Here is a 23,610-nt window from a genome sequence, read left to right on the forward strand (position 1 = left end):
GAGCGGTCCAATCTTCCCTAATTTTTCCAACTCATGAAACACTCCCTATTCGTTCGCACCGGCTATGGTCTGCTACTAGCCGGACTACTATCTTCAGCCGTTGCTGGTCAGGTACTTATCCAGGGTGTGGTCGTAGATGCCCAGCAAACCCCTTTAGCCAACGCTAACGTCAGGGTCCTCAACAGTTATGACGGAACTTCGACCGAAACGGATGGTACGTTTAAGTTCAATACGAACCAGCAGGGGATCATTACGGTGGTCGCACAGTCGATTGGGTACGCCGATCAGCAACTGACTCTCCAACCCGGTGAGACAATCCGCCCGCTGCGACTGGTGCTGGCCGAACGGAGCCAGATGCTCGACGCGGTGACGGTACTGACCAAGAAAACCAATTTTCTGGCTACTCAGGGTCTGAATAGCCTTCGGCCCCTCGAAATTCGAGCCATGGGCGGAGCGAACGCCGACATTGGTAACGCGATCCGGGCCTTGCCAGGGGTTCAGGCCACCAGCGATGCAACAGGGCTGTTCGTGCGCGGTGGTTCAGCCGACGAAACGCGGGTCTATGTCGATGGGTTGACGGTCAATAATTTCTTCTACACGGGCAGCCCCGATGTGTCTCAACGAAGCCGGTACGCCCCTGAACTCTTTAAAGGTACATCCTTTAGTACGGGAGGCTATTCAGCTCTGTATGGCCAGGCGATGTCGTCGGCCCTGATCCTTGAGTCTAATACCGTTGCCAGTCGCTCCACCGTGGGCGGCAGTATAGGCACAACGGGTGGCAACTTCGACTACAACCGGGTACTCAGAGCCGACCGGGCTTCTGTAGGTGTCCAGCTGAATTACACCAACCTCGGGCCGTACTACAACACAATTCCGCAACGGCGTTCATTTGGTCGCAGCCCCGAGCAGGTCGATCTACTTATGAACGGGAAGTATAAGTTATCAAACGGCGGGCTAATTAAGGTTCTTTTTAGCCTGGGAACCAACAAGTTGCAATTCAAGGATCAATCGTTTGCCCGACCCACGCAGTATGGCTTGCTTAGCCGGAACGCCTACACCAATGTGACATACACCGGTAGTATGGGAGCCTACTGGACCATCAACGCGGGGGCGGCCATTACCCTTACCCACAATCGGTACAGCCGGGACTCGCTGCTCTCTGCCAGCGACACCGACTGGACCAGCAACACCCGGACGCTCGACCTGAACACCTATACCAGTCGATTAGTAGCCCGGCGACCATTGGGCGGGTCGGCAGATCTGTATATCGGAGCTGAACACACCGCCACCAGCATCAGCAGCGTATATGCCCAGCAGGATGGCCGGAGTTACAGGCTTCGGGCCGATGACCAGTATGGCGCCTTTTTTGTTGAAAGCAACATTAGTCTAAGTCGTTCGCTGCAACTGCGGGCGGGGTTGCGTGCTGAGGCTTCCAGCCTGGTTAGAGACGCAGCCCTGTCGCCCCGGCTAACGCTAACCTACGCGTTGAGAAAACACCTGAACCTGACGGGTAGTTTCGGGCAGTTTTACCAGGAACCTACCGCCGACTATCTGCTTCAGCAGGCCGGAAAGCTATCGTTCCAGCGAGCTACTCACTTCATTCTGAGCGGTCAGTACGCAAACGTCAACAAACTTTTTCGCGTAGAATTTTACCAGAAGCAGTACAGCCATCTGCTCCGTACCACGCCCGATACCAGCACAACCGGCATGGGTTACGCGCGGGGTTTCGATATTATGTGGAAAGAAGACGGCCGAATCAAAAATGTCAACTACTGGGTATCCTATTCGTACCTGGATACCAAACGGCAGTACCTGAGTTACCCATCGTTGGCACGGCCTGGTTTTGCCGCCCCGCATACATTGAATATGGTAGTCAACGTCCTGCTGCCGACCGTGCCACTCAACATTGGGCTAACCTATGTTGCAGCCTCCGGGCGATCGTACTACAATCCGAACCAGAGCGAAACCAAATTCATGACCAATTACACACCTGCTTACCATAATGTTGGCCTGACTGTAGCTTATCTAAGTCATTTCTTCCGGGCGAACTCAACGTTGGCTTTTTCGGTGAGCAACCTATTGGGCAGTCAGCAAATTTTCGGGTACCGCTACAATAGTCCTACCGAGCGCGTAGCCATCACCCCTCTCGCTACACGATTCTTTTATCTCGGTCTCTTCCTGAACTGGGGTACGGCTGGCCGTGCTAAAACAACTACGCCGTTCCTACCCAATTAACCTGTATCAGCTTCCTGTTAAACATCCATTCAGCTATGAAAAATACCCAGATTCGTCTGATAAACCGTCCTTTGGGTGCGCTCAAAGTAACCGATTTTTTGGTTGACCGGAGCGACATTCCCCCATTGGCGCCTAATGAAGTACTGGTTAAAAATCTATATCTGTCCATTGACCCCGCTATGCGTAGCTGGGTGAGTGGTGGTAAATCGTACATCGACTCGGTGCCCATTGGCGAGGTCATGCGGGCAATGGGTACGGGCGTGGTTATAGAATCGCGGCACGCTGACTTTGTGCCGGGCCAGCATGTGTATGCCGGTCTGGGCATGCAGGCATTTTCACACCTTACCGAGGAACGGCTCAACAGGCCGCTTTTCGGATCGCAACTGACGATTATCGATGCCGCCCTTCCGTTGCCGACTTATCTGGGCGCCCTGGGGATATCGGGCATGACCGCTTACTTTGGGCTGTTGCGGATAGGGCAGCTCCAGCCGGGCGAAACGGTGGTTATCTCCGGTGCGGCAGGTGGCGTAGGAACCATTGCCGGGCAGATTGCCCGGCTGAAAGGGTGCCGGGTCGTTGGAATTACCAGCAGCGATGAGAAGTGTAAGGCGCTGGTCGATGCGTTTGGTTTTGATGCAGGATTAAACTACAAAGCGGGCAAGCTAACGAACCAACTGGCCACTGCCTGTCCGGAAGGAATCGACGTATTCTTCGATAATGTTGGCGGAGACGTACTCAACGCGGCCCTTGGCCATCTGCGTCCTGGCGGCCGGGTAGTGCTGTCGGGGGCTGTTTCTCAATACAACAATATGCGCTTCATGCAGGGGCCAGCCAATTACTTAGCACTGATCGTTAATCGGGCCCGCATGGAAGGATTTGTTTTTACGGATTTTGCAAACGAATTTGAGCATGCCCGTGCCGAAATTCAAGGCTGGATTAAAGCTGGGCTGTTAAATGCCGATACGCACGTCATACCCGGTAGTGTAGATAGTTTCGTAGCGTTGGTCGATCAACTATTCAGCGGTCAGAATATGGGCAAAATGGTTCTTGAAGTTCACGATAACTAATGACAATAATTTTCCGAAAAAATAAACCCTGAAACTGCCACATGCATAAGTAATCACGCAAATTTAACTTTCATTTATTAACTTGCAGTATGAGCCGACCAAAACGCTGCATCTCCTTGTCTGACACCGAGAAACTTACTTTACAGGAAGCCATCAAAAACCACCCTAAGTACGAGTTTAGACGGGCTTGTCAAGCATTACTTTGGAGTCATAAAGGCTTCTCGGCCAAAGAGGTAGCAGGCCACACCGAAGTCTCCCAGCATTCGGTTGGCAAGTGGCTTTCTGCCTGGCAAGAACTGGGTTTGGTCGGGCTCATGCGCCAAAAAGGGCAAGGCAGAAAACCCCTAGCTAGCTAGGAGAAGACGACCGATAAGCTTTATGGCTTAGCCCGCTTGGCCAAATGGCATGAAAAAGTACGCCAAGCGGGATTCAAAACTTTCAACACCGTGGCCCGTTCTATCCAAAATCATTATGAAACGATTCTCAACTACTTTGACAACCGCAGTACCAACGCTTCAGCCGAGTCGTTCAATGCGAAGATCAAAGCATTTCGAAGTCAATTCCGCGGGGTGCGAAACATCGAATTCTTTCTGTACCGCCTAACTCAGTTATATGCTTAATCCTTGATGCTCCACAACTTTTGGAATTGATCCCTTTAAAGCCATAAGAGTATAAATGAGTGTCTGATCTATCCATTCACTTCGCTTATATTTTACTTCCTCTTAGTTCGCTCCCTCGACCGTTACAAGCAGTCAAACGAAATAAATAATGTCTGGTGGAGTTGAACAGGGAAGCACCAAGTCTCTTTAATGCCTGTAAGCGGATACCCCTTATTCATCTCGGACACAATTAGACCAGCAAGCAAGAAATTGACACTAATCGACTAACATTTTTAGGCTCTGAACGCTTTTAAAGGCATGAGCACTGAACCCAAACCTACTACTGACCTGTCGCTGGCTGATTCGAGTGGTCGGGAACTCCTCCAGTCTACCCTAACTGAGTACGTTAACTTTCTTCGCAGACAGCCTGCTGTTTGTGGCACTGCCGAACAACAGGAAACTCTTGTTAAGCATGTAGCCCAGGGACATGAACTTATCAAGCTGGTAGCGGCCGAACGACTTAAAATCACCCGTCAGCTCGATAAGCAGAAACACGACTGGATGGAGTTAGAAAAGGAAATGACGGCGCCTATCCTGACCGCCATGCAGCCACTCAAAGATGCCGTTGAACATTACAATCGGGAGTTGCTGCGGGTGCGCGAGCATCAGCAGGCCGACGTTGCCCAGCAAGCCTCACTGGCTCCATCAGGCGATATCAACTGGCTTACCCCTCAAGTATCCCTTGTGGCCTTGCCCAAAGGTGTACAATTGAAATGGACATTTGAGATCATTGACCGCAACCAGATTCCCAACGGCTATTGGGCCATTGATGAAGGAGCCATCAAAACGGCTATTGCCAGTGGGGTTAGAGACATACCCGGCATACGGATCTACGAAGAGGCCATTACGACCTATCGTAAGTAGTATGATATAGTTTGCTGATAGCGAATAGGAGGCTGTTTGTTTGCCATTTGGGCAAGGCACAAAACCGGGCTTTACACAAAACACTTTTCTTATACGAGTTATTAGTATTAGTCTACACGTAACGAGACGTAAACTCAAAATCCTGTTAGATGTCAACAACAATTGTCGTAGCCGGTGGTACCGGCGATCTCGGTGGCCGAATTATTCATGCTTTGCGTAGCAAAGGCGCCAACGTTCGTGCGCTGGTTCGCGCCAGTACCGATAGTGCTAAACTAGACACACTTAAACAACAAGGGGTTGACGTCATTCAGGTTGACATGACGGATATTGCCGAACTTACACAGGCGTGTACCGGAGCCTCCTGCGTTGTCTCGGCCTTACAGGGGTTGCGCGATGTTATTGTCGACGCCCAGTCAAGCCTGCTCGATGCGGCAGTGGCAGCAGGCGTTCCCCATTTTGTTCCGTCCGATTTTTCGAGCGACTTCACCAAACTTACCCCCGGCGACAACCGCAATTTCGACTTGCGACGGGAGTTCAATACATACCTGGATACCCAAAAAACCATTGCGGGAACGTCAATTCTTAACGGGGCTTTTGCCGAGTTATTAACCTATAATATTCCCTTTCTGGATTTCAAAAAGAAAAGCGTTGGGTATTGGGAGAGTGCCGACTGGCGGGTAGACTTCACGACGATGGATAACACAGCGGCCTTTACGGCAGCAGCCGCTATGGATCCATCGGCACCAAGAATTCTGCGCATAGCCAGCTTCCAGATCAATGCCAATGAACTGAAAGCGGTTGCAGAAGAGACTATGAAAGAGCCATTTACATTGGTTCGTCTGGGCAGTCGCGATGATCTGGCGGCCTACAACAAGCGTGAGCGGGCTGCGCATCCCGAAGGCGAGCAGGAAGTTTACCCAAACTGGCAACGAAGCCAGTATATCCAAAGCATGTTCAGCGTTCAAAACGAACCGCTCGACAACGGCCGTTACCCGGATATACAATGGACAAGTGTACAGGAGGTGCTGGCCAAACGCCGGTAGTGTAGTGGCAGGTCTCTAGTCGAAAATTGCCATCATCGTAGCCATTGCATTGGGTGAGTGCAGGGCTTCTGTTTGCTCCAATGTTAGTTGGGCCGTCTCAGAAGCTCTTGCCCGCATCTGATTTTCATACACCTCAATGGCTGTTTTCACATCCGGGAAACCAGTACTGGTCAGGCACTCGCTCAACTCCAGCGCATCGAGCATGGCCATGTTTACGCCCTCTCCCGCATAGGGTGGCATCAGGTGTGCCGCATCGCCCAGCATGGTCAAATTCGGCAGCGCATCCCAGGTTTGGTCTACCGGCATGCAGTATTGCGGGCGAGGCATAAACTGCGCCTTGTCATTGTCAAATAACTCCCACCAAACACTGTCCCAGCCCGAAAACTCCTGCTTGAACCAGGCCAGCACCTGCGCGTTATCGGCGAAATTGATGTTGCTTGACTGTGCCCAATGCTCATTCGTTTTACAGCCCGTATAGAACGCTAGGCTCCCATCCCCTTTGGCACTGACAATAAGCGTTTTGCTGTCATCCACAGCGAACACCTTACCCCCTTTCAAGAGCGAATAAATACCCGGAACGGTGGTTTCGGCGTCATATACACTTCCTTCCACAACGGTAATACCGGCATAAAAGGGTTTTATAGGTGTAATGAACGGGCGTATCTTCGAGTTGGCACCATCGGCGGCTATAACAATATCGGCTTGGGTAGATGTGCCATTCTGAAAGTCAAGTTTCCATGCACTCCCTAGTTGCGTCATGGATAGAAATTGGCTGTTCCAGACGACTGTATCGGGTTGTAAGGACTCCAGCAATAGTTTTCGCAATGGTCCACGGTCAATTTCCGGCCGAAAGGCTTCATGCCCGAATGTTTCTTTATCCGGGGCCGTATGTTCGTCAAAAACGATTGTTGCGTGTTTATCGACGAGCCTGACCTTGTCTGCGCCGGGTCGGTAGTGTGCTTTAAAGGCTTCCAGTAAACCGGCCTGTTTGAGGGCTTTCAGACCCGATTCATCGTGCAGATCGAGCGTAGCGCCCTGTACGCGGGCATCCTTTTTTACATCCCGTTCATATACGATTACAGTTGCCCCGCGCATCTGTAAGAGTCTTGCCAGCGTCAGACCACCGGGCCCACCGCCGACTATAGCTATTGTTTTACCTTGCGTTACCATCATTGAAAATCAAGTTTTATGAGGCAAAACTAGATCTTCGTCAGGGCTGAAAATTGTATAAATCGGTCGTTTTTGTTTTTAGCCAGTTCTTTGGGCACTGCACCCGATAGTCGTTTTACTTCTTTTATGAAATGAGCCTGGTCGGCAAACTTCAACTCCGGGTATAGTTTTCCTTCCTGTATGTGCTGAAACGAGGCTCTGAATCGTAAAATAGAGCAGTAGGTTTTTAACGAAATACCAAACTTCTGATTGAAGTACCGGTTAATCTGTCGGCTGCTCCAGGCCGCCCTGTCCGACAATTCGCTGACAGACATTGAGCCGTTTGAGGCATAGATCAGGTCGAACAAGACGCGTTTTCGATTGTCAATTTCCCCGTTGATCAATCCGACCATTTTGGCCGAAACCTTATTGTAGAAGTCATCAAAATCGGTAAGATCAGCCGCAGTAATGCCCCAAAAATCATCAGGCAAGTAGCTGGCGGAATTTAACAGGGAGGATACGGGCATTTCAATCAGGTATTCAATTGCGAGCAGTTTAAAACTGACAGCGTAGATAACAGTTTTCGATGTAATTGTGGTTTGTGATGCCTCACTTCCCAACCCCATCAGGGAAACATGGTAGGGCTCGGTAGCGGAATAAGAAAAGAAGATATCAAATCGTCCGTCGGGCAAAACAACGGTTTCCAGATCAGCGTCTGACTGATTGGCAATCATCCAGATACTATCCACAAAATCGACCAGCGCAGGAATAGGCCCGGCTAGTTTATAGTCAAGATCATTGCGAGCCATTTGTAGTTCATCCTGTTTACACGAATGCCCGCCATTATGCCTTCGCCAGCATCCGGTCAAAAACGGCTCTTTGTCCGTTCATTGAGGCTACTTTATCCGCTGGGTTGGTATGGCATTCGAGAAGCACCCAGCCTCTATAGTTCATCTTTACCAGATTGTTCAGCAAGTCCTGGTAGGGGTAATCGGTTCGGTCCAGTTCACGAACGTGGCAGGTCGCGCCAAAACGATTTTTGACCAGATCGAAGTTGGCCTGAAACCCTTTGCCATTTAGGTCCTGTGGGTTGCAATTCCAGCAAATTGTGGCATTCGGATGGTTGGCAACGTCCATAATCCGCTTTGTCATGGGTAGTTCCTGGGTTTCTTCGCCGTGAACTTCCAGCCGAATCTGTTGCCCCAACTCAGCCCCGTAGCGAGCTAATTCATTCAGGGCTTCACCAATCTGGGTCACTGTTTTTTCGACAGGCACTTCTTTATGCAGGCCATTGGGTTTCACCTTCACGCCCGATCCTCCCACCTCCGCACTCAACCGGATAAACGCTTTTGCGCGTTCGATAGAGGCTTTCAACTGGCCCTGATCCAGGTAATCGAACTGTTGATTTGTTCCCAGCCCAACCAGTTGAACGGGGCTATCGGCAAATCGTTTTTTGACTTCCAGCCGTTGTGCGGTGTTTAGTTCGGGCATCACGTTATGGGCATGTTCTACACGCAGCTCCACACCGGTTATGTTTGTATCGGCACAATTCTTTATTAGCGTGGGCAAATCCCAGTCTTTCCCCCACAAATAGGTAACGAAGCCCAGCTTGATCGCCGATTTGTCCCGCGCCAGGTCAGCAGCAAAGGCTGGTCCGGCCAGGATAGACGCGCCTGCCAGCAGGGAAATGTCTTTCAGAAATGTTTTTCTGTCAATAATGGACATAGCGTTTGGGGAGAGATGGGCGGTGATTACCTCTGTTCACCTAACAAATAAAGTTCATCCGTTTCCATTGCTACTTAATCAAGTACAAATAGTTCAGAGTATTCTTAAGGTTATTTTTGATGAATCACTCATCGTGCAATAAGCCTGACTTTCAATTCCTGAAATATTACGCCTGCTCATGCTTTTAAGCCTAATAACTAGACACCAGGGATGCTGGCTGATGCGCTTCCCAAATACAAAAAGCGGTCGTTTACCACCCGACAAAGGCAATAAACGACCGCATCATTTAAGTGTATATTCGAAAGCAGGATGGCAAAACCATTGCACCACTTCCCTACTCTACCAACTTATGGTAACAGCACCCGATCAATTTTATGAACAACACCATTCGTAGCGGTGATATCCCGATTCTGGACGCCTGTGGTATTAGCCAGTACATTAGATACCTGGCCGCCATTACCCGGACTCAGCAACGTTAAAGCCGTACCTGTGCCCACCGTTGCCGTTACACTCCCGGTACCGAAGGTGGTGATGGGACCGCTAACAATCGTAGGCGAATATGCCCGACCGGGGTTAACCACTACATGGTTCGTCAAAATAGCTGTCAGCGCGGCAACCGGAGCCGCATTGATGGCGGCCACCGTGTTATATGGCGTTGCCCGAAAAGCGGCATTGGTTGGTGCAAAAACGGTCAGGGGTGTTGACCCCGATAAAGCAGATACCACAGCGGCACCACCACGTGCTGCTGCAGCACCCAATAAACTCAGCGTTGTATCGGCCTGTACTACCTGAAGTACATTACCGGTTGCAGGCATCAGCACCCGATCAATGGCATGAACAATCCCGTTGGATGCCTGAATGTCGGCCGTAATAACGCGGGCGCCATTGACCGAAACGCCGGTCCCTGTCGTTGCGGCAGCTTTCGTAACATACGTTGTTCCGTTTGCACTAAGCGACGTAGGCAAGGCTGTTTGGCCGCTCGGAATAGCCGATGCAGGATAGGACCCGCTAAGAACGTGGTACAGTAATATCCTGCGCAATGTAGTATCCGCAACAGCACTTACGGCCGCAGCATCCGCAAAACCGGCCGCCCGGAACGCATCATCCGTAGGCGCAAAAACAGTGAACGGACCCGTGCCCGATAAGGTGGTTGTCAGACCCGCCTTAACAACAGCCGCTTCGAGAAATGTAAATTGATCCCCGGCAACGACCAGATCAGTAATGGTCGATGAACCCGAGGGTGGCGTTGTCGTTGGATTTTCGTCGTCTTTACAGCTTGTAAGCGCTACTGAAAAACAGACAAGGAGAGAGGCTAAAATACCAGAGGCCCGACGGCCGAATTGAACTGTTGAAGCATTCATAAACGATTGCGTTTTTTTAAAAATTGAATTAACGTACTCTATTAAAAACACGTTAAAAACAAGCTCATGTTTATTTTTATTGTTTAAGAAAAGAGCAAAAAACATAAACATTAGTATAAGGAGTATACTGATCCGGTTGATTTTTGAAGAGATGTTACTAATAGCGTATGATGTTATTTACCTGTCTGGCGGGTATTTAGCCATCTGATGCACCTTTTATAAGTTATTCTCTGATGTCTATTTCTGTCGATATGTCTACTATTATTCAGGTTGGTATAGTGGGATTTGGATTGTCTGGCCGGTATTTTCACGCACCGTTCCTGTCGATCAATCCACGCTTTCATCTTAAAAAGATCGCAAGTAGCCGTCCCGATGCTGTTCATGAATTCGACTCCTCGATTGAGTGGGTCGCTACAGCGGATGAGTTATTTGCCGACCCATCCATCGACCTGGTTTTCATCTGCACCCCCAACGAAACCCACGTCGACTACGCCCGACGGGCGTTGGAGCATAAAAAACACGTGGTAGTCGAAAAGCCATTTGCTACGTCTGAGCGAGAAGCTAACCAACTACTGGAGTTGGCACAGCAACAGGGCTGCATAGCTACGGCCTACCAAAACCGGCGATGGGATTCCGATTTCCTGACGATTAAACGCTTACTAAACGCAGGTGCGTTAGGCACTCTTGTGGAGTATGAAGGCCGCTATGATCGGTACTCGCCTGTGAACGTAAACGCACGAACCTGGAAAGAACAGCCGGGCGTAGGTCGGGGTAATCTTTACAATTTAGGACCGCATATACTGGATCAGGCATTACACCTCTTCGGCGCACCCGACAGCGTGCAGGCCGCTATCCGAATTATCCGGCCCAATAGCCTCATCAACGACTATTTCGATATTAAACTAGGCTACGCAGACAAGGTCGTCCGACTGGAATCCAGTCTGCTGGTCTATCACAACGCCCTGCGCTACAGCCTTCACGGTACAGAAGGCTCCTTCATAAAAAGCGGATTAGATGTGCAGGAAGAGCGACTTCGGCTCAATCAACTGCCAGGCGAGGCTAGCTGGGGCACCGAACCGCAGGACCGTTGGGGAACGCTTTACCGGAATGGCCAATCCGAACAACTGGAAAGCGAACAGGGCAATTACACTCCCTTTTATGATAACCTGTACGAAGCCATTGTCAACAAGGCTGAACCAGCCATAACACCCAACGATATTCGGCAGCTCGCCAGGGTGATCGACCTGGCGCTGGAGAGTAGCCAGACTCAACAGGTCATGCCATTTTAACCACAGGTGGTTAGCAGGTACACTATAAAAAAAATTTAACCACAGAGGCACAGAGGTGTAAGCATCTGATAATTAATCGACTAAAACTCTGCATTCTGTGTGTCTCTGTGGTTAAAAAATTTTCATAGGTACTTAATTCACATCCGCTTTTTTTCTAAACGAGCGGGCAAATAAAAAGCCCGACCACATCTGGGCAGCCGGGCTTATTTAGTCATCAAATTAATTCAACCACTGGTTTAGACCAAGTTAGCCTATAGCCGGTCACATAAATTGCGATGCAACATTGTGAACTGAGCCAGCGTACAGACTTATGTTTTTAATAGAGATTATTTTCAGGCGGTGTCCGATTGGGCGCCGTTTGATTTTTCGGCGAATTGTAAAGCACAGGCCGTCCCAACCGCTTAAAACAACGGGTATTCATCAAAATTCGATTGGCAGACAGGCAGTCTGTAGCCAAACCGGATTATAGTGTCTTTGATGAGTTCGACAAGCCAGGTCGGCTCTCCCGGTGCTACGCGTACCGATTCAATCAATACCTGCAAATCAACGGGAACGGATTCCTGCAGGCGTGTATTGGGTTCGCCTAAAAACTGGCTAGAATCTTTGCTATCCTGCTGAAACTCGTATGAATCGACATAGCAAATTCGCAATTCGCGCTCATGTTCGAAGGATTTCCGCTTACACATAACACTGAAGAATCCCTCTTTCTCGTCCTTTATATACGTTTGATGATCAACATAATTGACCTCACCTATGTGGCAACTGTCAGGCAGCGCATTCCTTAATTTTGCATAGGTTGTTTGAATGGCAATGGTAGCATTTGCCTTCCTATACGACCTCCACATAGCTGCCGATTCATAGTCTGCCATATGCCAACAGTTTATGAATACGTATTGGTGTTGGTATTTTTTCCACAAGCTCCCCAACACAGCCGATAACTGCTCTGGCGAAACGGAATCTTTGTCTGTAATTTCATTTTTATAGGCTCCCCGTCTCGATTGATTACCCTTATTCTGCACAGCTCCCTCGTACTGATCGTCGAACTGATCGCACCGGGTCAGGCACAAACTTGCTGAATTGAGCAGAGCAACAAATCTGGTAAAATCCATATAGCGCCAAACGTATACATGTTCGTTGGAAGGCGGGCCGAACAGCTTATTATCAAATTCCTCAAATCTCTCCATAGCAAGGCCAGGCGATGTTTTGGTGCCAGATTGTAGGGACTACGTATCGACAAAGTATGGATGCAGCTGTCTCTCAAATAGCGCATAAAAAGGGCGTAACCCTGTAGATGCGCAATATAATATATGTATCGCAGTGTATTGCAAGTAAAATATAAAATATAGTGTTCTCCATTTTTTTATTAACAGGTACCACCTTTTTTATTATTTGTTCGTTATAAATTATGAATAAAGCAGTAGCTCCGTTTCCTTTGGCACTTAATTGTCAGCCAAAGGAACGGAACAATTAAAATCATCTATCCGGAAGCCAAAGCCAGTACCCATAAGATTAAGGTTCTGTTAATAATCAGAATTACATAAAACATTAATCAACAAGGCACGGTTTGGCTTCATACTATCATTTATTGACATGAAGTCAACAGTAGATAACATCAAGAATTTGTGGTTCGGTGCAGATACACCCATCCGCCAGCATAAAATCAAGTTGCACCCCGAGTTATGGGCTGCCTGTCAGCGTGTGAATGAAGGCTTTTCTCCACCATCGGGCGCTCCACATATGGAGCAATATCGTAAATCGGACAGGCTGGCGTTTGCACGGGCTGTGTTGAAAGAGTTGAATCAGCAAGAGTCCGTTTCAGAAGAAAGAAGTTTACAGCTGGCCTAGAGACAGAACGCTTAATACGTCTGCCAGGTTAACAAGCTACTTTGCAACTCCAGTCATCGAAGCCTTATTTTACAGGGCTTCCACTGGTTTATTGGCCTGATACAACAGGGACTTGCGAGCGACATTTGGTATCGGTGTTAACGGAATGTTATCCGGGATAATTTCCAGTTGTAAAAGAAGCCATAGGTGTTTGGGCGATTGCTTTGTTTCGTTATCTTTATAACGTCAAACTGTCTTAAAAAAACTGGTAAGAATGATTAGTAATAAAGAGGAAACTCAATTAGCGAACGCCCTCACGCATGATATAAATGATGCGTTGAACCGTCGGATTGAAGAACGATTCCGAGCTGCGCTATTTCTGGCCGATCCGGGCTTAAGCATGGATACCGTTACCATTGTTAGTAACGTAGAGAATGATAACGAACTAACAATTGATGGCGTAGACGACGAAACTATTGATAAAGCAATGGCTATTTTCGAGCAGCAGGCAGACTAGTAACTACCTGACCAGGTCTTACTACGAAGCTGTTTAAATTTTGATTACAATACTGAATTTGTCATGGCTCCGGCCACCCGGTCCGACGCCACAACAGGAAATAGCTAGTTTGTAACTGAAAAATGCCCGGCTGTTGAAGCCGGGCATTTTTTATAGTATGCTGAGCCAGATCATTTTGGCTTTTCCTCTGCTTTGGGCTTGAGTATACCGCGGGCAATAGGCTCGGGCTTTGACTTTGGCGTCGTGTAACGCATCAAGGTCGCCGTAGGAAATTCGTCTTTGGGGGTCTTTGTGATAAGCAGTTGGTAGGATCGTGTGCCAACAACCAGATTCGAATAGGTTATGTACGGGCTCGACTCCTGCAACAGCCCCCAGTTGGCGGTCGATTCCTTAGCCAGTAGGTTTATGTCATCCTCCGACAAGGCAGCGAAGCTTGTGTCGGGGAGAAACTGCTTGCCACTAACGCCTTCAATCGCTGAAACGACAGCAGGTGGCGTGGTCGTTGCGGGCTTGGTTTGCGCCAGTGTCGAAAATCCCATCGACAAAAGGACGACTATTATGAACAATCTTTTCATAGTTTCCTGTGAAAACGATGCCTGTTGAATCGCGTTCTATACCGTTTAAAACCCCAGGCAGGCTCATTTGTTTATATTGGCCTTTCTGATTGGGTCATCCAGGTAATCCCTGCAGGCAAAATAATCAGCATGCGTTCGCGTTACCAACGCAACCCGACCCGTCAGAACTACGTAGTTCTTTTATAACTCTTTCCGAGAAAACCCTATACTTGTTTTTATCGTAAGTGATGGAAGTGTCAACATGAAAACAATAATTTTTAACGCCAGCTTAACGTCGGCAAATTAATTTTAAGTACAACCTGTTAAGACGATTAACCCTTTTATTGCTAAATAGGCACTCAATTAGTCGGGTTACATTGAGTAAGTGACAATCGGTCTATTTTTTGTTAGCCAACCGATTTTGTAGATTTGGACAGATTACGCAATTATGAACGCTTGGGAACGATTTAAGAAACGGTTTATTCCGACTTCGGGCAATGACCCCTTATCGGTTGATGAAGCTTGTTTCTGGCAGGTAGATATGCATTCACACTTACTCCCCGGCGTCGACGATGGTGTTAAAGATCCTGAACAAACACTCATCTGCCTGCAACAAATGGTAGCCTGGGGTATTCAACGGATCATCACTACACCCCACGTTAGCCGGGACTGGTACCCAAATACATCAGCGATGTTGCGGGAGGGACAAATTCAATTACAGGCACTGGCCGACGCTAACGACATTCCGATTCAGATTGATGTGGCGGCCGAATACATGCTGGATGAGTTCTTCCCTGATTTATTGAATGCCGATGATTTGCTGACCTTTGGCGCTGAGCGCTATTTGCTTATCGAAACAGGCTGGGTTGCCGCCCCCCAACAACTGGAAGACATTTTATTCCGCATTCAAACACGTGGCTATACACCCATACTGGCTCATCCCGAACGCTATACGTATTACCACAACGATGAAGCAACCCTTGCCAGAATACGCGATGTCGGGTGTTTATTTCAACTCAACTGGCTTTCGTTAACAGGTCGTTATGGCAATAAAGTGCGCACACAGGCACAGCGTATTCTCAAAAATAATTGGGTCGATTTTATAGGCAGCGACATGCATCGCCCCGAAGATTTACCAGCCCTGGGCTCACTATTCAACCTTCCTGAATACGAATTACTGCGCACTCAACCTTTGCGGAATATGACACTGGTGAGTCAGTGAGTTTAAAATCTTAAAACTCACTCTGCTTCGCGGTTTCCCAGATGAATGCCGGATCAAGGTTAAATGATAAATCATTCATGCACTTAAAATGCCCGAGCGGACATTGATCGTGCCCGATTTTTGAGCAGGGACGACAGGGAAGTGTTGCATTCTCGATAATCAGAGATGGGGTTTTATAGGGGTACATACCCAGCTGGGGCGTTGTACTGCCCCATATAGACACAATCGGCTTCTTTAAGGCAGCCGCGATGTGCATCAGACCTGTATCGTGACAAAACACCACCTGCGACTGCTCAACAAGCGACGCCGATTGGTTGATGGTGAATAAACCGCAAGCGTTATAAATCAGGGCGTCGCCCAGCTCATCGCGAATAATTTCACCTGCATCGCGGTCATGTTCATCGCCCAGCAAAACAATTGGACCGCCTATTTTACGGCAAAGTTCAATCATTCGGTTTACCGGCAGCCGTTTGGTTGCGTGCTGCCCTCCTATGGCATAGGCCACGTAGGCTGAGCGATGCGTGTAAGGCAATTGGCTCAACGAGACGTGTTCCTCTTCCGAAATAAAATGGTCCAGTCCTTTTCCATCGTTGGCTACACCGAGCCACTTTATTGTTTCCATATAGCGATCCACGATGTGAACTGATGGCATAACATTGATCTTGAAGCGCACATATAACCACTTCTGAGTATTGATCTTGTTAACGGAAAACGCCCGCTTACCCAGTAGCCGCTTGATGATACTTGTGCGCAGGTTGTTGTGCAGATCAATAACCAGATCATACTGCTCGTTCCGTAGCTGACCCACCAATGTAGCCAGGCGATCATCCAGGTAATAGCCTTTGTCGACATACGGATTGGCATCAATCAACTCTTGATACCGGCGTTTAGTACAATAGTGAATCTCAACGTCGTTAATAGCCTGTTTTAAACACCGCATTACGGGTGTTGTCAGAACGATGTCGCCAATGGATGAGAAACGGAGGATCAGTATTTTCATTTACAGTACATTTCTGCCCGAATTTTGAGTATCCACTCGGGCTTGTCGACTAAATAATTAGGTTGATGAAGAGGCCAGGTGGCACCACCATCTGTACTGGCCCGAAAATCGTAATGGCGACCTACCTTCAGTTTGTAGGATGTTGCTTTTCGATTTGTACGAGTAGCTCTTATTAGATCGTGCCAGTTTCCCTGCCCCACTTCGCTATATTGGGTTATGATCAGGGCGGGTAATGAAGCCTCATTCAGGGTCGTACCGTTGGGGCAGGAAAAGGAAAATTCCAGTTTCATGACAGGCGGCACCGGCAAAGCTGCCAGATTAATAGCTACAGGCGTCTGGTCGCAGGAAACGCCCGTGCCGGATTCGGCGATCAGGCCCCCTTTTGTTCCTTTGCCCCAGGCGTCGGTTTCGTCATATAACTGAAGCTTCAATTTTCGATTTTTCGACTGATTGGTTATTCGAATAACCGAGCCGTTGTTGGCATTGGCATAAAAGGAGGCAGCCTGTTTGCCGGTTGTCACGTCAATCAATTTGCAGAGGTAGTTCACATCTACATTGGCCAGCTTACTACTGACCTTAAAGTATGGCCCCTCGGCACAAATCGATTCTGCCCATCCCGCTACATAAGCTACCGCCTGAGCAGCCTCGGCCCGGCACTCCAAACGCCCCGTTTGGGCATTGCGGCTTACAACACCGGGTCTTTCCATCTGCCAGCGGCTTATGAACTCATCATAACTAAATAAAGGGATCGAATCGCCCACCTGTATAGCCCGGCTTTTGCTCACATTGTAGGCATTTGGATTTAAATCCATAGTCCATTGACCAGCTGGCGACAGGCTCCGGACCAATTCATACTGCTCATTATAAACCTTTATAGTGACCGAGCCAGCAATGGTCAGAAACCGGAAGTTTCCGAGCGAAGGGCCACCATTTCGCCCCGCCACCGCCGACATTATTCCTCCTCCCGGTATATAGCTGGCAGCTTCATCGCTGCGGGCATTCGTATGAATAACAGACAGCACCAGTTCACCCCCAACAACGTTTCCTTCTCTGTTGGTAAGTTTAGTACCTGAGGTAAGCGTAACCATTGCATGATCGGCATCGCTTTTTTGCGCGGCCGTTGTTACACCAAAGGTTGCAGCCACGGCCCCATTAGCATCAGCACGCCCGGTTGCCAGAGCGGCATTGAGTGTCGGGGGCGGGTTGAGCAAGCTGATCCGACGGATAGGACGAGTTTGCCGATTGAGGCTGGTGAGCACTACCGACTGAACAACTGGCAGGTAATTATAAGCCTCAGCTACAACAGTGAATCGAAAGGGGCTTTGAGCCGACACAGATGTTCCCGGTAAAGCAGCCAGCAATAAATCTCCATCGCTGTTAATCTTGTATTTTTTGGTATTAAGCGTCGTAACTACCTGTTGGGCATCTGGCCCGGCAATTTTTATCTGATTGCCGACAGGTAAGGAATTTCCGGCCGGATCATAAAACTGAAATTCAACCACACCATCCTGAATTGGATCTTTCAGCCCGATTGTTACCCCATCGAGCGGGTTACGACAGGCCACAAGGAGTAGTGTAACAAACAAATAGTAAAAGAGTGCCGCGCTGGATAGCGAAAGAGCAAAAGAGTGGCCGACGTATTCACAATCACCCTTTCGTTCTATCAACATCCGTTGCAGCATTCTTTCGTTAATTCGACCCTTCACTATCCAGTGTGGGACTCTTTCGCTCTTTCGCTCTTTCACTTTCCCTCCCTTAGTTTGTATGAAAGCGTTAGACTAATACTCGGCAAATAGCGGTAGCTGGCTAGATTTCGCTCAACGGCAGGCACCTGTTCATCAATAGTGGTCGTTTCCAAAAAGCCTTCGTAATCTAGTTTTACGGTAGGTTTGCCCAGATAAAAAACGCCCATTTCAACCCCAATACCCAGGCGTTTTGTCGGCATACTCCGGCCAAACCCCCAACCGAGGTAACCAACAACCGGATGCCAGCGAAAGCCAAGGTTTATGGTTCCAACATCCTGAGGAGTTAACTCAAGCCCATCGAAATTGAGGGTATTCTCGGCCGTTATCACAAAGCGCATATCCGGATGCCAGGTATAGCCAAGGCCACCGGTAACGAAAAACGAACTACGCTCGAACGGATGCCATTTCAGGTTCACCTCCGCAATGCCAATTGTCAGATCGGGCTTAATCTGTATGTAGGAATCGTCGGCGGCTTTAACCCGTATCTGGTTACGATAAGCAAAGTACTGTCCGCCCACCCGCAACGTCAGTCGATGCGACGTACTTACCACCCTGTTGTAGAAAACACCCAGCCCAGTAGTACCCATCTGTAAGCTAATCGATTGCTGCGCCGGAACTGAATCTACCAAGGCAACTTGAACAGCACAAGCACCTACCCTACCGGAGCAACTGACGAGTATATACAGGCAGCATCCAACTAACAATCTGGTGTGTAATGCACAACCATGTGTTGCAATAGGCATGTTTTTATTTATATTTACCTATAATTATATATTTAATTTATTCTTATTTATAATATCATTAACTTATTTTACGAATATAGAATAATTATCTCCAAATGAAAAACTTATCTATACATTACTTTTTATGGTTCGTTTAACGATTTTTTTGGCAGTCTGGCTACTTCTTTACTGTACCACCTGCTTATTGGGTCAGGCAACTGAGCCGACAGAAGAACGAGAGGTAGGCCTGATCGCCCTAGCAGGCTTAAACAAACCAACACACATTACCCCAGTCTCGACGCAAAGCCCGATAGGTGTTGAGTTTCGCTACAGTCATTTATCGATGCGAAAAGAGTCATGGGAGCAGTGCCAATGCTTTTTTCGGTCAGGTTTTTTTGTCAATGCCTATTCCTTTCGTAACCCGGATGTCCTTGGCCGCTCGATAGGGGCGGGTCTTTTCTACGAACCGATTCTTGTGCATACTGCCCGATGGGGTCTTTCGATTCGCGCATTGGCGGGTATCACCTATGTCTCGCGCAGTTACGATGTTACCACCAATCCCGGCAACGTAGCCTTTGGAACGCCTATAAACGGGCTTATTGGCGCAGGTCTTTACGCCCGCTACAACGTGGCATCCAACTGGCGTTTACTGGTGGGCTTCGACTACAAACATATTTCGAACGCGGGCGTCCGATTACCAAATCAGGGATTGAATATACCATCATTAGCCTTTGGCATTCAGCACTATACAGGGTCGATAGCCTTACCAAACCCGGCTGGCTGGCGGACCACCAAGGTAAACAAACGCTGGATGTTTCGCGTGCTGGCTCTGGCTTCTGTGAAAGTGATGGAAGCCACTAGCGAGACACCGGAGCGAGGCTATCCCATCTATGGCCTGAACCTGCTGGCGGGCTATCATCTGACCCGAACCCATGTCGTATCTGGCGGTATCGAACTGCTCGATGATCATTATTTTAAAGAGCAAATCAAGCAGTGGACAGACCGTTACCAACCCTACCAGCAGGGAACACTACTGGCAGGCTATGAATACTGGCAGGGGCACTTTTCATTTACGGCTCATATGGGCTGGAATGTAGCGCGCCCACTCTGGTATAAACCGGCTACATACCAGAAATATGGTTTACTGTATCGGTTTGATAATGGATTTACGGGTGGCGTGGTCGTGAAAGCCTATGGTGATAATACTAAAAATTTTCAGGCTGTTGCGGGTATGACCTTATAGCGATTGTATAAACCAGCAGTATATTAATCGGTTAGTTATGTTACTCATTACAATTTTAGTTAAATTTATAATTAATTTATATTAGATTTGGAAGCATAATATATATCAATAGCGGTTTCCCATTAAAGTTATTACCTATCTTGAAGTGCCTATACATAAGCACTTTTTATACTCTTATTTATAACGATATACTTCGTCAGTTATCAAAGCCCTTGACTCTATGGTCAATCGACTACGATTTTTCTTTATTTCATTAGTCTACTTCATATCTACCAGCGATCTGATTGGCCAGGCCATACCCGATACAGTAACCGCCCGGCAAAGCATTATGGCCGAAGTAGGCGGATTCGGTTCGTCGGCTACTCAAACGCCATTCTGGTTCCGTTCGCGCCAATATGGTGCCATACCCCTACAGGGGCCCGCCGGTATTATGCGGGTGGGGTTTATAAGGCAGTTTGGCGACTACCAAAACTCCCGCAAAATACACGCGAAAGTAGCTGTCGAGGGGGTAGCTAATGCAGGCAGCAGTTCGCAGCTCATTTTGCCGGTTGCGTATGTTAGTCTGTTTTCCAAAAATTTTGAGCTCTATGCCGGTCGTCGGCGAGAAGTGTTTGGTTTGGTCGACACACTCCTGTCGTCAGGCTCGTATGCCTGGTCGGGCAATGCCTTACCCACCTACAAAATTCAGTTTGGCACTCGTGGGTATGTACCGCTGAGGTTCACAAAGGGCATTGTTGCTTTAAACGGTATGTATGCCCACGGCTGGTTTGGCAACACCGATTCAATAAAGAATTCATTTCTCCACCAAAAGGCCTTATTTGTCCGAATCAATCTCTTCCGCAACCGGGTAAAGCTATATGGGGGCCTTACTCATTATGCTCAGTGGGGAGGTTATTCCAAGGCGCTGAGTAACCGATTTGCCGTAGATGGCAAGATTGCGAGTTCACTGGATACCTACAAAGATATTGTTCTGCTCAAGCAGCCACCAAATGACACGACTCAGTACAGCGGGCATGACATAATCAATCAGGCGGGTAATCATCTTGGGTCTATTGACGTAGCCCTGGAAATTGATAATGCCCAGTCCAACTGGTTCCTATATTATCAGCACCCCTTCGAGGATAAATCGGGGGTGGCTTTTCAGAACATGCCCGACGGCTTGTACGGCATTCGCTGGAAAAACAAACAAACGGAAGCCTACAATGGCTTTCGCCTGATGCAGATAACGGCCGAATTTTTAAGCACTGTAGATCAGGGCGGCTTTAATTTCGAGATTGGCAGTCGTTTGTACAACGGTGCCGATGACTACTTCAACAACTACCAGTATGTTGATGGCTGGACGCATCGGCAGCGTGTTATTGGCACACCCTTTATAACCCGCAGACCAGACGCACGCGCCGACTTACAGGATTTGGTGGGAGGCAATGGAAAGCATGGCCTGATGATAATCAGCAATAACCGCGTTCAGGTCAGTCACCTCGGTTTGCTGGGCCAGTGGCCGTCGGGTGCGCAGATACGTGCCTTACTTTCCTATAGCCGAAACTTTGGGCAGCCTATGCGCAGTGATCCAAGAGCGCCACTATCGCAGTTTTCAGGAATGGCCCAGCTCATGTTACCCGTACCCTGGCTGGGGGGATCACAGCTCAATCTGGCGCTGGCTCTCGACCAGGGTCAGTGGCTGACGAACAATGTAGGCGGTTGGCTAAGTCTGCGTAAAGTGATCCAGCAACGATAAACAAATCTATCCCGTAACGTATGGATTTCCCGACAACAATCGAACGGCCGTCTGTCCGGCACAAAACCACTCAATGGCCACTTATCATAAGTGTAGGCCTGGTGGTTGTACTGGTGTCTCACCTGGGTTTTATGCCGCTCGATACGGGCGATGAAGCCCGCAGGGCGCTGGTCTCGCTGGAGATGATGCTATCCGGCGATTACATTACCCCTACCCTGCATGGTGAACGCTATTTCAACAAACCACCCCTATATAACTGGCTGATCATTGGCTCTTACCGGCTGTTTGGCGACTATTCGTCGTTTGCGTTGCGGTTTCCCATGCTGGTTTCGCTGCTGTTGCTGGGCCTCACGATGTTTGTTGTTGTCCGAAAATACACCAACTCAACCGTTGCATGGGTGGCGGCTTTGATGACCCTGACCAACGGCCGGGTACTACTTTATGATTCCATGCTGGGGCTGATCGAGATCACATTCTCACTGGCGATTTATGCCGCCATGATGCTGGTGTATTACTACGACAGAAAGCGAAATTACTGGCTGCTCTATCTCACCACATACACCCTGACTGCGCTGGCCTTCCTGCTAAAAGGCTTACCCCCCGTGGCGTTTCAGGCACTAACGTTGCTTGGCTGGTTTGTTTACACCCGTCGAGTGCGTTTGCTTTTCCATCCAGCTCACGTTGTCGGTATTGGCGTGTTTCTTCTTATTACAGGTAGTTATTATGCGGCTTACTTTAGCCAGAACGCCATTCCCTATCAGGATGTAGCCAGCGTTTTGCTCAGCGAAAGTACAAAGCGAACGGGCCTTTATTTCGGCTGGGGTCCAACGCTGCTGCATCTGATTACGTTTCCTTTTGAATTCATTTACCACTTCGCCCCATTCACGCTGCTGGTGGTACTACTCATGCGTCGGGATCTTTTGCCGACCATAAAGAAGAGTCCATTTGTAGTGTTTAATGCCCTGACCTTTATCCTGACGGTGCTCATTTACTGGTCGTCTCCACAGGCCTACGGCCGCTACCTGATCGGGCTAATTCCCATGTTTTTTACGGTATTGGCGTACCTCTATTGTGAACATTCTTCTCCTGCCGATCGTGGACGCTGGTGGGTCGAACGCATCTGGCTGGTAACAACCCTCGTGGTGGCGGTTGGCGTCTGGACCGCCGTATTTTACCCAACCACCCGCGTTCTTCCGGGCGTTTTCTGGAAAACCGCAGTCATATCGATTCTACTTTCCGGGTTGGCTTGGCAAATGACCCTCAACGTACCAAACCGGCTCGTGCTCATGATTGCCGTGTTCATCGTCATCCGGATGGGGTTCAACTGGCTGGTGCTGCCGGGGCGGGCCACCAAACGACAGTTCTATCAGGAAAGCGCCACGCAGGCGGCCAATCAAACACGGGGGCATCGGCTGTATGGCTATAAAACGACAGTAGGCGACGGTCCTGCTACCGATGTGAGTTCGTTTCATATAACAGCCGCACGAGGTGAAATTTTAAGATTAACCGACAAAAAAATTGCAGATGCCTATTATATCGGCGACTCGGTTACGCTGGCCAATGAACATTGTACGACCATTGGCCGCATGGTCCTGTTCGACAGGCACCCGGCATCAATTGTCCAATTTAAGTGAGGTAAAAAGTAGTCGTTGAAAC

At 48.8% G+C, this 23,610-nt stretch carries 22 protein-coding genes; 13 read left to right on the top strand and 9 right to left on the bottom strand.

Annotation, left to right across the window (positions count from 1 at the left end; all coding sequences use genetic code 11):
* Nucleotides 1-33 precede the first annotated feature (33 nt).
* From CWM47_RS22880 to CWM47_RS22905, 6 genes are all read left to right on the top strand, one after another.
* Nucleotides 34-2,235 (top strand): TonB-dependent receptor, encoded by a 2,202-nt coding sequence (locus tag CWM47_RS22880; protein ID WP_100990504.1) that lies wholly within the window; start codon nt 34-36, stop codon nt 2,233-2,235.
* Nucleotides 2,236-2,270: 35 nt separating this feature from the next.
* Nucleotides 2,271-3,302 carry an NADP-dependent oxidoreductase gene (locus tag CWM47_RS22885; protein WP_100990505.1) on the top strand — a complete coding sequence of 344 codons (1,032 nt, stop codon included), beginning with the start codon at nt 2,271-2,273 and terminating at the stop codon, nt 3,300-3,302.
* Between the two features lie 89 nt (nt 3,303-3,391).
* The gene (locus tag CWM47_RS22890; RefSeq protein ID WP_100990506.1) at nt 3,392-3,658 is read left to right on the top strand and encodes a helix-turn-helix domain-containing protein; all 267 of its coding nucleotides are present in this window, start codon (nt 3,392-3,394) and stop codon (nt 3,656-3,658) included.
* 36 nt (nt 3,659-3,694) lie between these two features.
* Entirely contained in the window at nt 3,695-3,922 is a 228-nt protein-coding gene (locus CWM47_RS22895; RefSeq protein ID WP_100990054.1) for a transposase, read from the top strand.
* Nucleotides 3,923-4,219: 297 nt separating this feature from the next.
* A complete protein-coding gene (locus tag CWM47_RS22900; protein ID WP_100990507.1) occupies nt 4,220-4,825 on the top strand; it encodes a hypothetical protein in 606 nt (201 codons plus the stop codon).
* Nucleotides 4,826-4,974: 149 nt separating this feature from the next.
* Nucleotides 4,975-5,868: an NmrA family NAD(P)-binding protein gene (locus CWM47_RS22905; RefSeq protein ID WP_100990508.1), complete on the top strand. Its 894-nt coding sequence runs from the start codon at nt 4,975-4,977 to the stop codon at nt 5,866-5,868.
* A gap of 15 nt (nt 5,869-5,883) precedes the next feature.
* Here CWM47_RS22905 and CWM47_RS22910 read toward each other — a convergent pair whose 3' ends face one another.
* The 4 genes from CWM47_RS22910 to CWM47_RS22925 all read right to left on the bottom strand — a co-directional run bounded on the left by CWM47_RS22910 (nt 5,884) and on the right by CWM47_RS22925 (nt 10,103).
* Entirely contained in the window at nt 5,884-7,041 is a 1,158-nt protein-coding gene (locus CWM47_RS22910; protein WP_317046647.1) for an FAD-dependent oxidoreductase, read from the bottom strand.
* 26 nt (nt 7,042-7,067) lie between these two features.
* Entirely contained in the window at nt 7,068-7,826 is a 759-nt protein-coding gene (locus tag CWM47_RS22915) for a helix-turn-helix domain-containing protein (protein ID WP_100990509.1), read from the bottom strand.
* A 34-nt stretch (nt 7,827-7,860) separates the two neighbouring features.
* The gene (locus tag CWM47_RS22920) at nt 7,861-8,742 is read right to left on the bottom strand and encodes a sugar phosphate isomerase/epimerase family protein (RefSeq protein ID WP_100990510.1); all 882 of its coding nucleotides are present in this window, start codon (nt 8,740-8,742) and stop codon (nt 7,861-7,863) included.
* A 347-nt stretch (nt 8,743-9,089) separates the two neighbouring features.
* The gene (locus CWM47_RS22925) at nt 9,090-10,103 is read right to left on the bottom strand and encodes a fasciclin domain-containing protein (protein WP_100994002.1); all 1,014 of its coding nucleotides are present in this window, start codon (nt 10,101-10,103) and stop codon (nt 9,090-9,092) included.
* 251 nt (nt 10,104-10,354) lie between these two features.
* Here CWM47_RS22925 and CWM47_RS22930 point away from each other — a divergent pair, with 251 nt between their 5' ends.
* Nucleotides 10,355-11,392 carry a Gfo/Idh/MocA family oxidoreductase gene (locus tag CWM47_RS22930; RefSeq protein WP_100994003.1) on the top strand — a complete coding sequence of 346 codons (1,038 nt, stop codon included), beginning with the start codon at nt 10,355-10,357 and terminating at the stop codon, nt 11,390-11,392.
* 401 nt (nt 11,393-11,793) lie between these two features.
* On the opposite strand, the gene CWM47_RS22935 is transcribed toward CWM47_RS22930, so the two are convergent.
* A complete protein-coding gene (locus tag CWM47_RS22935; protein WP_100990511.1) occupies nt 11,794-12,576 on the bottom strand; it encodes a hypothetical protein in 783 nt (260 codons plus the stop codon).
* Nucleotides 12,577-12,982: 406 nt separating this feature from the next.
* On the opposite strand from CWM47_RS22935, the gene CWM47_RS22940 reads away from it, so the two are divergent.
* Together CWM47_RS22940 and CWM47_RS22945 are read left to right on the top strand one after the other, a co-directional pair.
* Complete coding sequence (locus tag CWM47_RS22940) at nt 12,983-13,237, top strand: hypothetical protein (protein ID WP_100990512.1); 255 nt, start codon at nt 12,983-12,985, stop codon at nt 13,235-13,237.
* A gap of 253 nt (nt 13,238-13,490) precedes the next feature.
* Nucleotides 13,491-13,733 carry a hypothetical protein gene (locus tag CWM47_RS22945; RefSeq protein ID WP_100990513.1) on the top strand — a complete coding sequence of 81 codons (243 nt, stop codon included), beginning with the start codon at nt 13,491-13,493 and terminating at the stop codon, nt 13,731-13,733.
* A gap of 170 nt (nt 13,734-13,903) precedes the next feature.
* Here the strand turns inward: CWM47_RS22945 and CWM47_RS22950 are convergent, their stop codons facing one another.
* A complete protein-coding gene (locus CWM47_RS22950) occupies nt 13,904-14,308 on the bottom strand; it encodes a hypothetical protein (RefSeq protein WP_100990514.1) in 405 nt (134 codons plus the stop codon).
* 427 nt (nt 14,309-14,735) lie between these two features.
* Here CWM47_RS22950 and CWM47_RS22955 point away from each other — a divergent pair, with 427 nt between their 5' ends.
* Nucleotides 14,736-15,509, top strand: coding sequence for a tyrosine-protein phosphatase (locus CWM47_RS22955; protein ID WP_100990515.1), 774 nt, complete (start codon nt 14,736-14,738; stop codon nt 15,507-15,509).
* Nucleotides 15,510-15,519: 10 nt separating this feature from the next.
* On the opposite strand, the gene CWM47_RS22960 is transcribed toward CWM47_RS22955, so the two are convergent.
* The 3 genes from CWM47_RS22960 to CWM47_RS22970 form a co-directional block, all read right to left on the bottom strand.
* A complete protein-coding gene (locus CWM47_RS22960; RefSeq protein WP_100990516.1) occupies nt 15,520-16,509 on the bottom strand; it encodes a glycosyltransferase family 9 protein in 990 nt (329 codons plus the stop codon).
* Nucleotides 16,506-18,095, bottom strand: a complete 1,590-nt coding sequence (locus CWM47_RS22965) for a hypothetical protein (RefSeq protein ID WP_100994004.1) — start codon at nt 18,093-18,095, stop codon at nt 16,506-16,508. The genes CWM47_RS22960 and CWM47_RS22965 overlap by 4 nt, the downstream gene beginning before the upstream one ends.
* A 155-nt stretch (nt 18,096-18,250) precedes the next feature.
* Nucleotides 18,251-18,883: a hypothetical protein gene (locus tag CWM47_RS22970; protein WP_100990517.1), complete on the bottom strand. Its 633-nt coding sequence runs from the start codon at nt 18,881-18,883 to the stop codon at nt 18,251-18,253.
* 238 nt (nt 18,884-19,121) lie between these two features.
* Here CWM47_RS22970 and CWM47_RS22975 point away from each other — a divergent pair, with 238 nt between their 5' ends.
* The 3 genes from CWM47_RS22975 (at nt 19,122) to CWM47_RS22985 (ending at nt 23,588) form a co-directional block, all read left to right on the top strand.
* Entirely contained in the window at nt 19,122-20,219 is a 1,098-nt protein-coding gene (locus tag CWM47_RS22975) for an acyloxyacyl hydrolase (protein WP_100990518.1), read from the top strand.
* 220 nt (nt 20,220-20,439) lie between these two features.
* The gene (locus CWM47_RS22980) at nt 20,440-21,954 is read left to right on the top strand and encodes a capsule assembly Wzi family protein (protein WP_100990519.1); all 1,515 of its coding nucleotides are present in this window, start codon (nt 20,440-20,442) and stop codon (nt 21,952-21,954) included.
* Between the two features lie 20 nt (nt 21,955-21,974).
* Nucleotides 21,975-23,588 (top strand): ArnT family glycosyltransferase, encoded by a 1,614-nt coding sequence (locus CWM47_RS22985; RefSeq protein WP_100990520.1) that lies wholly within the window; start codon nt 21,975-21,977, stop codon nt 23,586-23,588.
* Nucleotides 23,589-23,610 lie beyond the last annotated feature (22 nt).

Source organism: Spirosoma pollinicola, assembly GCF_002831565.1.
GTDB classification, from domain to species: domain Bacteria; phylum Bacteroidota; class Bacteroidia; order Cytophagales; family Spirosomataceae; genus Spirosoma; species Spirosoma pollinicola.